The sequence below is a fragment of the Acidovorax sp. 210-6 genome (assembly GCF_010020825.1).
GTDB lineage: Bacteria > Pseudomonadota > Gammaproteobacteria > Burkholderiales > Burkholderiaceae_C > Simplicispira > Simplicispira sedimenti.
Genome location: NZ_JAACJE010000001.1, coordinates 3,198,006 through 3,209,947, shown reverse-complemented (window position 1 = coordinate 3,209,947; position 11,942 = coordinate 3,198,006). Strand labels below are relative to the sequence as shown.

Sequence of the window (11,942 nt, the reverse complement as noted above, 5' to 3'; positions counted from 1 at the left end):
AATCCCATGGATGCGCCGTCTGCTGCTGCATGCTCCTGGCTGCAGGCCTGTTTGGCCCGCATGGCGCAGGAAGGTGCCTCCGACCTGTTCCTGACGGTAGGGGCGCCGCCCACGCTCAAGCGCCAAGGCGCCTTCGTGCCGCTGCCGTTCGACCCGCTCACGCCCCAGCAGACGCGTGAGGCGGCGTACTCGGTCATGCGTGCATCGCAGATCGCTGAATTCGAGGCGCGCATGGAGTGCGACCTGGCCTACCAGACCAGCCCCACGGAGCGCTTCCGGGTGAACGTGCACCAGCAGCGCGGACAGGTCGGCATGGTGGTGCGCTATGTATCACCGCAGATTCCGTCGATCGATGACTTGCATCTGCCGTCGGTGCTCAAACAGTTGGCGTTTCTCAAGAACGGGCTGATCCTCGTGGTGGGCGCAGCGGGCTCGGGCAAGACCACCACACTGGCTTCCATGCTGGACTACCGCAACGAGCACACGGCGGGCCATATCCTGACGGTGGAAGACCCCATCGAATACCTGCATGCGCACAAGAAATCGTTGGTGACGCAGCGCGAAGTGGGGCTGGACACCCTGTCCTACGACGAAGCCCTGCGCCATGCCATGCGCGAGGCGCCCAATGTGATCATGATCGGCGAGATCCGCGACCGCACGTCCATGCAGCACGCACTGCACTATGCCGAAGCAGGCCACCTGTGTGTGTCCACACTGCACGCCAACAATGCCAGCCAGGCCGTGCAGCGGGTGCTGAACTTCTTTCCCGAAGAGGCGCACCGGCAGCTGCTCATGGACCTGTCGCTCAACCTCAAGGCAGTGGTGGGGCAGCGCCTGGTGCCAGGCGGGCACGGCGGCTGGGTGCCAGCGGTGGAGGTCATGCTGCTGTCGCACTATGTCTCCGACCTGATCCAAAAGGGTCAAATCGAGGGCTTGCGCACCGCCATGGAGCGCAGCGGCGAAGTGGGCATGTGCACCTTCGACCAGGCGCTCTACGCGCTGTTTGAACGCGGCGCCATCACCCAGGCCGAAGCCGTGGCCCATGCCGACAACCGCACCGACATGGGCCTGCGCATGCGCCTGGCCTCGGGCGCCTCGCTCGGGGTGGAAGGCATGCAGATGGCGCCAGAAGCGCAGGACGGTGTGGAGCCAGTGCCGGGCACCACTCCTAACGCTCCACCGTCTTGACCACCGCATAGCGCTGCAGCGTGCGCTCGCGCGCGGTGGCATGGTCCACGATAGGCAGGGGGTAGTCGCGCCCCAGCACCACGCCCGCAGCCTGCAGCTCCAGGGGGGATGCTTCCCAGGGGGCATGCAGTGCGGCATCGGGCAGCGCGGCCAACCCAGGCAGATAGCGGCGGATGAAGCGTCCCTGCGGATCGAAGCGGCGGCTTTGCGTGACTGGGTGGAAGATGCGGAAATAGGGCTGTGCATCGCAGCCACTGGAACTGGCCCACTGCCAGCCACCATTGTTCGCCGCCAGGTCGTAGTCGTTGAGGTGCTGCGCAAAAAAGCGCTCGCCCCAGCGCCAGTCGATGCCCAGGTCCTTGGTCAGAAAACTCGCCACCACCATGCGCAACCGGTTGTGCATGTAGCCCGTACGCAGAATTTGGGCCATGGCCGCGTCCACCAGGGGGAAGCCGGTGCGGCCCTCGCACCAGGCGGCAAAATGCGCTTGGGCTTGCGCGCCGGTTTCCCAGGCGATGGCGTCGTAGGCGGGCTTGAAACTGCGCTCCACCACATGCGGATGGTGGTGCAGGATCTGGAAGTAGAAATCGCGCCAGACCAGCTCGCTGAGCCATACATCGGCCCCGGCACTGCCCTGGCGGGAGCGTTCCAGCGCCATGCGCGCCAGGCTGCGCACCGACACTGTGCCAAAGCGCAGGTGGGTGCTGAGGTAGCTGGGGCCCTTGACGGCGGGGAAATCGCGCGCCTGGTCATAGCGGTCGATGCGGCCTGCAAAGTCCTGCAACAGCTGCTGCGCGCCCTGGCTGCCTGCGGGCAGCACGCGCAGGTCCAGGTCGCTGGGTTCAAAACCCAGGTCTTGCAGCGTGGGCACGGGGCGGCAGTGTTCGGCAGGCCGTGGCGCCAGCCTTGCGGCGTGTGGTTCCACTGGCCACGGGGCCAGCCTGGCATCGTCGATGCGTGCCAGCCAGGCCCTTTTGTAGGGGGTGAACACCGTGTAGGGGCTGCCGGTGCGGGTGAGCAGCTCGCTGCGCTCGAACACCGTGTGGTCCTGATAGGTGTGCAGGGCCTGCCGTTGCCGTGCCAACTGCGTGCGCACCCGTGCGTCGCGTGCGAGGGCAGCCGGTTCGTCGTCATGGTGGGTGAATACGGCGTCTGCACCCAGCGCCTGAGCCAGGTTCGGAATGAGGCTGTCGGCCGGCCCTTGCAGCACGATCAGGCCCGCCTGGGGGTGCTCCGCCAGGGCGCGCAGGCGGCCGTCCAGTTCCACCAGCGACTCGCGGATGAATTCCACGCGCCGGTCCTTGCGTGGCAGGGGGGCGAGGATGGCGCTGTCAAAGACGAATACGCAGTGCACCTGCTGGCATTGCAGCAGGGCGTGGTGCAGGGCGGCGTGGTCCTCGGCGCGCAGGTCGCGGCGGAACCAGACCAGCCCCGTGCGGTAGGGTGCAGACATGTTGACCGTAAAATTCAAAGATGCCCGCCCATTCTGCGCCCATGAATCTGACACACCATTTCCTCATTGCCATGCCCGGACTGGAGGATGTGTCTTTTGCAGGCAGCGTGGTGTACCTGTGCGAACACAGCGAACGCGGCGCGTTGGGGCTGATCATCAACAAACCCACCGACATCAAGCTCCAGGGCTTGTTCGAGAAAGTCGATCTTCCGCTGGGGCGGCCAGACCTGAGCGATGCGCCGGTGTTTCTGGGCGGGCCGGTGCAGACCGAGCGCGGCTTTGTGCTGCACGAACCCATGCAGGCCCAGGGCGAACAGGGCGAGGAATCTGCCTATGCCTCGACCATGGTCATACCGGGCGGCGGGCTGGAGATGACCACCTCCAAGGACGTATTGGAAGCCCTGGCCACGGGCGCAGGCCCCCGGCGTGTACTGGTCACGCTGGGCTATTCGGCCTGGGGCGAGGGTCAGCTGGAATCCGAACTGGCCGAGAACACCTGGTTGACCGTGGGCGCCGACCTGGGGGTGATTTTTGACACCCCCATCGACAAGCGCTACGACAGCGCACTCGGCTTGCTGGGCCTGCAGGCGTGGCAACTTTCTCCAGGGGCGGGACACGCATGAGCGCGCGCCGGGCCGCTCCCAAGCAAGCTCGCACCGCAGTGCGCAGCACGGAGGTTTTCCAATGAGCGCGCGCCGGGCCGCTCCCAAGCAAGCTCGCACCGCAGTGCGCAGCACGGAGGTTCCACAGTGAGCGCACCGGCCCCGTCCGCCTCCGCTGCCGTTCCCGCGCATTTCCAGACCTTTCTCGCTTTCGATTTTGGGCTGCGCCGCACCGGCGTGGCCTTTGGTACGCGCATGCTGGGCACGGCCTCGCCCCGGCCCACCATCCAGGCCGACGGCGACGCGCGCTTTGCCCCGGTGGCGCGGGCCATTGCCGAGTGGCAACCCGATGCCCTGGTGGTGGGCGTGCCCTACCACCCCGACGGCGCGAGCCACGACAACACCCGCCGCGCGCAGCGCTTTGCGCGCCAGTTGCGCGGGCGTTTTGGTTTGCCGGTGTATGAGGTGGACGAGCGCTACAGCACCACCGAGGCACTGGCCGCCAACGCGCGCGATGCCGATGCTGCATCGGCTTGCATCATTCTCGAACAATTTTTGAGGAGTCTTTCATGACTACAGCTTCTTCGGGCGAGCAGGGCAGCCTGGTGCTCGACGCCGAGGCCCTGTACCGCGAACTGCTGCGCGGCGTGCGCAGCCTGCGCGAGCCGCACACGCGCCTGGCGGGTATTGCCTCCGGCGGTGCCTGGCTGGCGCAGCGCCTGCAGCAGGACCTGGGTCTGGAGGGTGCGCCGGGCGTGCTCTCTTCGGCCATGCACCGCGACGATTTTGCCCAGCGCGGCCTGGCGTCGAGTGCACACACCGCGCTGCCCTTCGATGTGAACGGCGCCGACATCCTGGTGCTGGACGATGTGCTCTACACCGGCCGCACCGTGCGCGCCGTGCTCAACGAGCTGTACGACTACGGTCGCCCCGCGCGCGTGCGCCTGGCCGTGTTGGTGGACCGCGGCGGGCGTGAGCTGCCCGTGCAACCCGACTTTGCCGCCGCGCGCGTCACGCTGCCCGCGAGCCAGTCGCTGGCGCTGGCGCGCAACGACGGCGGCAGCTTTGTGTTCCAGGTCAAGGAGGCGTGAATCCCGTGCGACACCACCGCAACCCCCAACTCAACCGCAACGGCGAACTGATCCACCTGCTGTCCGTCGAAGGCCTGCCGCGCGACATCGTCACGCACATCCTCGACACGGCGGCCAACTTCGTCAGCGTGCACGAGCGCGAAGTCAAGAAGGTGCCGCTGCTGCGCGGAAAGAGCGTGTTCAACCTGTTCTTCGAGAACAGTACGCGCACGCGCACCACATTCGAGATCGCGGCCAAGCGCCTGTCGGCCGACGTGTTCAACCTCGACATCGCGCGCAGCTCGGCGAGCAAGGGCGAGTCGCTGCTGGACACCATTGCCAACCTCTCGGCCATGGCGGCCGACCTGTTCGTGGTGCGGCACAGCGAATCGGGTGCGCCCTACCTCATCGCCCAGCATGTGGCGCCGCATGTGCACGTGATCAATGCCGGCGACGGGCGCCACGCCCACCCCACGCAGGGCCTGCTGGACATGTACACCATCCGGCACTACAAGAAGGACTTTTCCAACCTCACCGTGGCCATCGTGGGCGACGTGCTGCACTCGCGCGTGGCGCGCTCGGACATCCACGGCCTGACCACCCTGGGCTGCGCCGAAGTGCGCGTGGTGGGGCCGCGCACGCTGGTGCCATCCAACCTGGCCGACATGGGTGTGCGCGTATTCCATACGCTCGAAGAAGGCATCAAGGACGCCGACGTGGTCATCGCGCTGCGCCTGCAGAATGAGCGCATGAGCGGCGCGTTGTTGCCGTCGAGCCAGGAGTATTTCAAGAGCTTCGGTCTCACGCCCGAGCGGCTGCGCTGGGCCAAACCGGACGCCATCGTCATGCACCCCGGCCCCATCAACCGGGGGGTGGAGATCGACTCCGCCGTGGTCGATGGGCCGCAAAGCGTGATCCTGCCGCAGGTGACCTTCGGCATTGCCGTGCGCATGGCCGTCATGTCCATCGTCGCCGGGAATGAGGCATGACCCCCCTGTGGCGCTGCGCGCCTTCCCCCTGCTCTCGCAGCGCTGCGTGCTGCGGGCAGGGGGACGCCGCCCGTTCGGCGGGGCGGCCCTTGCACGGCGGCCCTGGCGTGGGTTGTGCCGGGTTCATGCGGCATGCCCATGCAGCCAGTTTGTATGCTATAAATTTAATAGCTACTAGCGCTTATTTCATAAGCGATAGCGGCCAATTTGGCTTGAAATCATGAAAATTCTGATCCAGAACGGCCGGGTGATCGACCCCGCCTCGGGCCTTGACCAGATCTGCGACATTGCCCTGGCGGCTGGGCGCATTGTGGGCGTCAACCGCGTGCCGCCCGACTTTGCGCCCCACCGCAGCATCGACGCATCGGGTTGTCTCGTGCTGCCGGGCCTGGTGGACCTGGCAGCGCGCCTGCGCGAGCCAGGGCATGAGCACGAAGGCATGCTCGAATCCGAAATGGCCGCTGCTGTGGCCGGTGGCGTCACCAGCCTGGTCTGCCCGCCGGACACCGACCCGGTGCTTGACGAGCCCGGTCTGGTGGAGATGCTCAAGTTCCGAGCGGAAAAACTCCACCAGGCGCGCCTGTTCCCCCTGGGCGCCCTCACGCGCGGCCTGGCGGGCGAGGTACTCACCGAAATGGCCGAGCTCACCGAATCGGGCTGCGTGGGCTTCAGCCAGGCCGATGTGGCGCTGACCAGCACCCAGGTGTTGCAGCGTGCGCTGCAGTACGCCGCCACCTACGGCTACACCGTGTGGCTGCGCCCGCAGGAGCTGTACCTGGGCAAGGGCGTGGCCGCCAGCGGCCCGCTGGCCACGCGCCTGGGCCTGAGCGGCGTGCCCGTGGCGGCCGAGACCATTGCCTTGCACACCATTTTTGAGCTGCTCAAGGCCACCGATGCGCGCGTGCACCTGTGCCGCCTCTCCAGTGCTGCCGGGGTCGAGCTGGTGCGTCAGGCCAAGGCCGAAGGGCTCAAGGTGAGCTGCGATGTGAGCATCAACTCGCTGCACCTCACGGACCTCGACATCGGCTTCTTCGACAGCCGTGCTCGCCTCACTCCGCCGCTGCGCCAGCAGCGCGACCGCGATGCCCTGCGTGCCGCATTGCGCGACGGCACCATCGACGCGCTGGTGTCCGACCACACCCCGGTGGAGCAGGACGCCAAGACCCTGCCTTTTGCCGAGGCCGAACCCGGAGCCACCGGGCTGGAGCTGCTGCTGAGCCTGGCGCTCAAGTGGGCGCAGGACGACAGCGTGCCGCTGCAGCGCGCGCTGGCCGTGGTCACCAGTGCACCCGCTGCGGTGCTGGGCACCGCGCTCGGCACTTTGCAGGCCAGCGTGGGTCGCCTGGTCGAGGGCGGGGTGGGCGATGTGTGCATCGTCGATCCCGGTGCGCACTGGCTGGCCGAGCCCGCCGCGCTGCGCAGCCAGGGCAAGCACACGCCGTTCTCGGGCTACGAACTGCCAGCGCGGGTGCGTTGCACGCTGGTGGGCGGACAGGTGGCTTTTGAGCGGGAATGACATGAAACACCCCCCTGAGGCCCTACGGGCCTTCCCCCCTCTCTGCTTCGCTTCGCTCGCGGAGGGGGGACGCTCCCAGCGCGGCGGGGCGGCCCTTGCGCGGGAGCTCTGGCTTGGGGCACGCCTGTTTCATGCGTTGCGGGTGGCGCCATCAACATGACAAACTGACATGCAGCCAGGCGCCCGCCAGCGCCGGGCGCCTTGCCAATTTTCACCATGCGAAGCCTTGTCGCCTGCTGGCGCGTTGTGCGCCTGATGGTTCATCTGCTCCACGGCCTCATGGTCGTGGCGCTGCGCTTTCCCACACTCGCGCCCACGCAGCAGCAGGCGCGTGTGCAGGCCTGGTCGCTGGCGCTGCTGCGCCATGCGGGCATTCGGCTGGTGGTGCAGGGCCAGCCTGCGGTGCAGGGGCCGGTGATGCTGGTGGCCAACCACATCTCCTGGCTCGACATACCGGTGCTGCACGCGGCGCGCTACTGCCGCTTCATCTCCAAGTCCGACGTGCAGGGCTGGCCCCTCATTGGCGCCCTGGCCACGGCGGCGGGCACGCTGTACATCGAGCGCAGCTCGCGGCGTGACGCCATGCGCATGGTGCGCGCCATGCAAAAGTCCCTGGAGGACGGCGAGGTGCTGGCCGTGTTTCCCGAGGGCACCACGGGCGACGGCCGCACGCTGCTGCCCTTTCACGCCAACCTGTTGCAGGCGGCGCTGGAGGCCCAGGCACCGGTGCAGCCCGTGGGCCTGCGCTTTGTGGAGCGTGCCACCGGGGAAGTCTGCTTCTACCCCAGTTACCAGGGCGACGAAACGCTGGTCGGTTCGGTTTGGCGCACCCTCTCGTGCCCGGCCATCGATGCGGTGGTGCACTTTGGCCGCCCCGAGCTGGCGGGTGAGCGTGACCGCCGCGCATGGGCGCAGCACCTGCACCAGGTGGTGGATGCGCTGCGCAAAGGCTAGAGCATCAGGCCAGGCTCAGCGGCTGGCGCTCCAGTTGAACGTGGTGGTAGTCCTCCACCAGGTCCATGCCCAGTTCTTCGATGGCGTCGTCCTCGGCGTCGTAGGCCCAGACCACGCGAATGTCCGTGCCCTGGTGGCCTGCGCGGTCGAGCAGCGCAAACAGTGCCCGCAGGCCCATGGTCGAGGCGCTGTTGATGTACTTCAACTGCATGTGGGCTTCAAAGCGGGTAGGGCGCTGCTGCTCGAAATACTGCTGCAGCGTGTGCAGCAGCGGCTGGAAGAAGGGCAGGGGGTTCTCGGGGTAGCACTCGCCCGCGATTTCCATGCGCTGCGATGCGGGGATGAACAGGATTTCGGGGGTGACGTTGCTGCGTTCGATGTGCAGGTTGTGCATGGAGTGCTCCTCTCAAAAGGGGACGTTCGACAAGGGGTTCAGATGCGCGCCTTCACATGGAAGAGCGCGGTGCGTGCCTGCGGATCGGGCGTGGAGGCGAAGCTGTATTCGAGCGGTGCGCTGGCGTCGCGCGCGATGGTCAGCAGCCCCAGGCCTGCGCCTTTGCTGAGGGCGTCGTTGTCCGCGTGCTCGCTGTTGCGCAACTGCGTGCGGTAGCTTTCCTTGATCTCGGCCAGGCTCATGGCGCGCAGGGCGCTGAGCTTCTCGGTCAGGCGGGCGATGTGTTCCACATGCACTGGGTTGCTGCACACCAGCCAGTAATGGCCGGCATCGCCCTCGCTGGCGTCGCGTCCCACCGCAATGGCGCCGCTTGCCGGTGGCTGCGGCTGGCCGGGCTCAGCGTGGGCAGCGGCGTAGTGCAGCACGTTCTGCGCCATTTCAATGAAGGTGGAAAACACCTTGCGCTTGGCGGCGGAGCCCGCCTCCTCGCTGGCCAGGCGGCCTTTGAGTGTGTCGGCCGCGGCGGCGATCATGGTGGGCGTGAATTCACCGGCGTAATAGAACAGCACGCCGCAGTCCTGGGTGCTGGTCTGAAAGCGTTCGAAGTCCTGTGGTGTCATGGCTTCACGGGGGTGCCGCAGCGAAAGGCCAGCAGCGACACGTCGTCGCGGCGCCGCTCCTGGCCCTGCCACTGGCTGAAATGCTCGGCAAACTCGGCGCACAGCGCGCGGGCGCTCACGCCGCGGCGCTGTTCCATGAACTGCACCAGGCGCCGTCTGCCGTGGGCGATCTGGCGCGGCCCGCCGATCTGGTCGATCACACCGTCGGTGGGAATCACCAGCAGGCTGGGGCCGCAAAGCGCCACCTGCTGCGTGGTCCATGTCTGGTCGTCGGCCGTGTCGGCGTAGCCAATGCCGTTGCGGTCGCCGTCGATGGTGCGCAGCGCGCCGCCATCGTCGGGGGCAATCAGCAGGTGCAGCCGGGCCGAGGCGAAGTGCAGCGACGCACCATCGGGCGCCAGCAGGAACAGCGCCGCGTCCAAGCCGTCGTTGGACGGGCGGCTGCCGCTGCCGTAGCTGCTGTCGCCCTCGCGCTGGCGTTGCTGCAGCACGCGCTTGATGTAGCGGTTCATGGCGCCCAGTGTGGCGCCGGGGTCGATGGTGCTGCATTCCGGCGCGATGGTCTGCTCCAGAAAGGACAGTGCGATCAGCGTCATGAACGCCCCGGGCACGCCATGGCCGGTGCAGTCGAATACGCAGCCCACCAGGCCCGCCGCCGTGTGGCGGAAGAAGTAGGCATCGCCGCCGACCACATCGCGCGGCTGCCACAGCAGGGCGTGGTCGGGCAGCCCGTCGCGCAGGGCCAGGTCGGATTCGGCCAGGTGCGAGCGCTGGATCAGGCTGGCATAGCCAATGCTGGAGAGCAGTTGGCGTGTCTTCTCGGCCTCGATGTCGGACATGGCCTTCATCAGCGCATAGCCCGTGCCCAGGCCCAGGTACTGGCCCTCGGCGGTGGTGATGAAGCCGTCCTTGAGCACGCGCGTACCCGCTTCGACGGCGGTCCTGACCAGCGTTTCAATCGGCAGGCCCCGATCCACGATCACCGGGCTCTTGTCCATGAAGGCAATGCAGCTCTTGCGCCCGAACACATCGCGCGCAAACGGGCGTGCGTACTGCTCCATGAAGATGTGGCGGTTGATGAGCCCGATGGGCTGGCCGTTCTCCACTACGGCCAGGGTCTCCTGCACTTCGTTCAGGGCAAAGCGCTGGCGCACGTCGTCGTTGGTGTGCTCGGGAGTGACGGGTTCGGCCGGCGCGGTCAGATGCTCGGCACGCGTGGCCAGGGCCGTGTGGGCATGGCGCTTGTCGGCAGCACCGGCGGCCAGTGACTCATAAAGGCGATCCAGGGAATTCATGGGGCAAGCTGTAACCAGATGCAATGCATTCTGGTCGGGCGCCGTGACGGTGCGATGACGCTGCCTTCGGGGCGCCTCACGCGTCGCTACGCCTGTGCCCCCTGGCGGTCGTGGTATCTTGCGGGCCTTCTTCTTCCATCACTCAAGAGCCAGCGCATGCTTGCCAAACGCATCATTCCCTGCCTGGACGTGACCGGTGGCCGGGTCGTCAAAGGGGTCAATTTCGTGGAACTGCGCGACGCGGGCGATCCCGTGGAGATTGCCGCGCGCTACAACGCACAGGGGGCCGACGAGCTCACGTTCCTGGACATCACCGCCACCAGTGACGACCGGGACCTGATCCTGCACATCATCGAGGCCGTGGCCAGCCAGGTGTTCATCCCCCTGACCGTGGGGGGCGGCGTGCGCACCGTGGACGACGTGCGCCGCCTGCTCAATGCCGGGGCCGACAAGACCAGTTTCAACTCCGCCGCCATTGCCAACCCCGATGTCATCAGCCAGGCATCGGCCAAGTACGGTGCGCAGTGCATTGTGGTGGCCATCGACGCCAAGCGCCGCAGCGCCGAGGAGCAGACGCGCATCGGTGCCGACGGCCAGCCTGTGGGTGCCGGCTGGGACGTGTTCAGCCATGGCGGCCGCAAGAACACCGGTCTGGATGCCGTGCAATGGGCCACTGAGATGGCACGCCGTGGCGCCGGCGAAATCCTGCTCACCAGCATGGACCGCGACGGCACCAAGGCTGGTTTTGATCTCGCGCTCACCCGTGCGGTGAGCGACGCGGTGGATGTGCCAGTGATCGCCTCGGGCGGCGTGGGCGACCTGGACCACCTCGCCGACGGCATCCAGATTGGCGGTGCCGATGCGGTGCTGGCGGCAAGCATCTTCCACTACGGCGAATACACCGTGGAGCAGGCCAAGCGCCACATGCGGGAGCGGGGCATTCCGGTGCGCCTGTGAGGGCGAGTTGCCGGGGTGCCGCCTTGGAGGTTGGAGTTCCCCGGCACGCAAGGCTGTGGAATCATCGGGCCCATGCCCCACTGGATCGACACCCACTGCCACCTGGACGCCCCTGAATTTGCTGCCGATGCGGATGGGGTGCGCGCCCAGGCCCGTGCCGCCGGTGTGCAGCACATTGTCATCCCTGCGGTGCAGGTGGCCCATGCCGACGCCGTGCGCAGCTTGGCCCATCGCCATGGCGACAGCTACGCCCTGGGCATTCACCCGCTTTACACCCCGCAGGCCGCGGACGATGACCTGGAGTGCCTGGCAGACCTGCTGGCGCAGTACCGCAGTGACCCGCACCTCGTTGCCGTGGGCGAGATCGGGCTGGACTTCTTCGTGTCAGGGCTTGACGCCGAGCGGCAGACGCGCTTCTACCGCCAGCAACTGCAACTGGCACGGCGCTTCGACCTGCCCGTGATCCTGCACGTGCGCCGCTCGGCCGACGCACTGCTCAAGGGCCTGCGCGAGCTGCCGGTGCAGGGGGGCATCGCCCACGCCTTCAATGGCAGCTTGCAGCAGGCGCGTGCCTTCATCGCGCTGGGCTTCAAGCTGGGTTTGGGTGGGGCGCTGAGCTACGAGCGTGCGTTGCAGTTGCGCCGCCTGGCCACGGAGCTGCCCATTGAAGCCCTGGTGCTGGAGACAGACTCGCCCGATATGCCGCCGCATTGGATCTACCGCACCGCCGCCGAGCGTTCGGCAGGCCTGCCGCAGGGGCGCAATGCCCCGGCCGAGCTGCCGCGCATCGCGCAGGTGCTGGCCGATCTGCGGGGCATGCCGCTGGAGGCGTTGGCGCAACAGACGGAGGCCAATGCCGTGCAGGCACTGCCGCGCTTGCGGGGGCGTGTCGGATAATGGGCCA

The 11,942-nt window shown here is 67.3% G+C and carries 13 protein-coding genes; 9 read left to right on the top strand and 4 right to left on the bottom strand.

Annotation, left to right across the window (positions count from 1 at the left end):
- Positions 1-6: 6 nt before the first annotated feature.
- Positions 7-1,188: a PilT/PilU family type 4a pilus ATPase gene (locus tag GWK50_RS14875; protein ID WP_162017149.1), complete on the top strand. Its 1,182-nt coding sequence runs from the start codon at positions 7-9 to the stop codon at positions 1,186-1,188.
- On the opposite strand, the gene GWK50_RS14870 is transcribed toward GWK50_RS14875, so the two are convergent.
- Positions 1,169-2,641, bottom strand: coding sequence for a deoxyribodipyrimidine photo-lyase (locus GWK50_RS14870; protein WP_162017148.1), 1,473 nt, complete (start codon positions 2,639-2,641; stop codon positions 1,169-1,171). The genes GWK50_RS14875 and GWK50_RS14870 overlap by 20 nt on opposite strands.
- Before the next feature lie 20 nt (positions 2,642-2,661).
- On the opposite strand from GWK50_RS14870, the gene GWK50_RS14865 reads away from it, so the two are divergent.
- The 6 genes from GWK50_RS14865 to GWK50_RS14840 all read left to right on the top strand — a co-directional run bounded on the left by GWK50_RS14865 (position 2,662) and on the right by GWK50_RS14840 (position 7,772).
- Complete coding sequence (locus GWK50_RS14865; protein ID WP_162017147.1) at positions 2,662-3,264, top strand: YqgE/AlgH family protein; 603 nt, start codon at positions 2,662-2,664, stop codon at positions 3,262-3,264.
- Positions 3,265-3,390: 126 nt separating this feature from the next.
- Positions 3,391-3,816 carry a Holliday junction resolvase RuvX gene (ruvX, locus tag GWK50_RS14860; protein WP_162017146.1) on the top strand — a complete coding sequence of 142 codons (426 nt, stop codon included), beginning with the start codon at positions 3,391-3,393 and terminating at the stop codon, positions 3,814-3,816.
- Positions 3,813-4,334: a bifunctional pyr operon transcriptional regulator/uracil phosphoribosyltransferase PyrR gene (pyrR, locus tag GWK50_RS14855; RefSeq protein ID WP_162017145.1), complete on the top strand. Its 522-nt coding sequence runs from the start codon at positions 3,813-3,815 to the stop codon at positions 4,332-4,334. Before ruvX ends, pyrR begins: the two co-directional genes overlap by 4 nt.
- 5 nt (positions 4,335-4,339) lie before the next feature.
- The gene (locus tag GWK50_RS14850; RefSeq protein ID WP_162017144.1) at positions 4,340-5,302 is read left to right on the top strand and encodes an aspartate carbamoyltransferase catalytic subunit; all 963 of its coding nucleotides are present in this window, start codon (positions 4,340-4,342) and stop codon (positions 5,300-5,302) included.
- A 220-nt stretch (positions 5,303-5,522) separates the two neighbouring features.
- A complete protein-coding gene (locus tag GWK50_RS14845; RefSeq protein ID WP_162017143.1) occupies positions 5,523-6,818 on the top strand; it encodes a dihydroorotase in 1,296 nt (431 codons plus the stop codon).
- A 216-nt stretch (positions 6,819-7,034) separates the two neighbouring features.
- The gene (locus GWK50_RS14840; RefSeq protein ID WP_162017142.1) at positions 7,035-7,772 is read left to right on the top strand and encodes a lysophospholipid acyltransferase family protein; all 738 of its coding nucleotides are present in this window, start codon (positions 7,035-7,037) and stop codon (positions 7,770-7,772) included.
- Between the two features lie 4 nt (positions 7,773-7,776).
- Here GWK50_RS14840 and GWK50_RS14835 read toward each other — a convergent pair whose 3' ends face one another.
- The 3 genes from GWK50_RS14835 to GWK50_RS14825 are packed head-to-tail and all read right to left on the bottom strand — an operon-like array spanning position 7,777 to position 10,081.
- Entirely contained in the window at positions 7,777-8,166 is a 390-nt protein-coding gene (locus GWK50_RS14835; protein ID WP_162017141.1) for a DUF1987 domain-containing protein, read from the bottom strand.
- Between the two features lie 38 nt (positions 8,167-8,204).
- The gene (locus GWK50_RS14830; protein ID WP_162017140.1) at positions 8,205-8,786 is read right to left on the bottom strand and encodes a SiaB family protein kinase; all 582 of its coding nucleotides are present in this window, start codon (positions 8,784-8,786) and stop codon (positions 8,205-8,207) included.
- Positions 8,783-10,081, bottom strand: coding sequence for a SpoIIE family protein phosphatase (locus GWK50_RS14825; RefSeq protein WP_162017139.1), 1,299 nt, complete (start codon positions 10,079-10,081; stop codon positions 8,783-8,785). Before GWK50_RS14825 ends, GWK50_RS14830 begins: the two co-directional genes overlap by 4 nt.
- A gap of 156 nt (positions 10,082-10,237) precedes the next feature.
- Between GWK50_RS14825 and hisF the strand changes: the two genes are divergently transcribed.
- Both hisF and GWK50_RS14815 read left to right on the top strand, forming a co-directional pair.
- A complete protein-coding gene (hisF, locus tag GWK50_RS14820) occupies positions 10,238-11,038 on the top strand; it encodes an imidazole glycerol phosphate synthase subunit HisF (protein WP_162017138.1) in 801 nt (266 codons plus the stop codon).
- A gap of 72 nt (positions 11,039-11,110) precedes the next feature.
- Positions 11,111-11,935 carry a TatD family hydrolase gene (locus GWK50_RS14815; RefSeq protein WP_162017137.1) on the top strand — a complete coding sequence of 275 codons (825 nt, stop codon included), beginning with the start codon at positions 11,111-11,113 and terminating at the stop codon, positions 11,933-11,935.
- The last annotated feature ends 7 nt before the right edge of the window (positions 11,936-11,942 follow it).

Bases quoted from the DNA above. Each gene is read 5' to 3' on its own strand.
- GWK50_RS14875 (WP_162017149.1), top strand. From the start codon at position 7: ATGGATGCGCCGTCTGCTGCTGCATGCTCCTGGCTGCAGGCCTGTTTG.
- GWK50_RS14870 (WP_162017148.1), bottom strand. From the start codon at position 2,641: ATGTCTGCACCCTACCGCACGGGGCTGGTCTGGTTCCGCCGCGACCTG.
- GWK50_RS14865 (WP_162017147.1), top strand. From the start codon at position 2,662: ATGCCCGCCCATTCTGCGCCCATGAATCTGACACACCATTTCCTCATT.
- pyrR (WP_162017145.1), top strand. From the start codon at position 3,813: ATGACTACAGCTTCTTCGGGCGAGCAGGGCAGCCTGGTGCTCGACGCC.
- GWK50_RS14845 (WP_162017143.1), top strand. From the start codon at position 5,523: ATGAAAATTCTGATCCAGAACGGCCGGGTGATCGACCCCGCCTCGGGC.
- GWK50_RS14840 (WP_162017142.1), top strand. From the start codon at position 7,035: ATGCGAAGCCTTGTCGCCTGCTGGCGCGTTGTGCGCCTGATGGTTCAT.
- GWK50_RS14835 (WP_162017141.1), bottom strand. From the start codon at position 8,166: ATGCACAACCTGCACATCGAACGCAGCAACGTCACCCCCGAAATCCTG.
- GWK50_RS14830 (WP_162017140.1), bottom strand. From the start codon at position 8,786: ATGACACCACAGGACTTCGAACGCTTTCAGACCAGCACCCAGGACTGC.
- GWK50_RS14825 (WP_162017139.1), bottom strand. From the start codon at position 10,081: ATGAATTCCCTGGATCGCCTTTATGAGTCACTGGCCGCCGGTGCTGCC.
- hisF (WP_162017138.1), top strand. From the start codon at position 10,238: ATGCTTGCCAAACGCATCATTCCCTGCCTGGACGTGACCGGTGGCCGG.
- GWK50_RS14815 (WP_162017137.1), top strand. From the start codon at position 11,111: ATGCCCCACTGGATCGACACCCACTGCCACCTGGACGCCCCTGAATTT.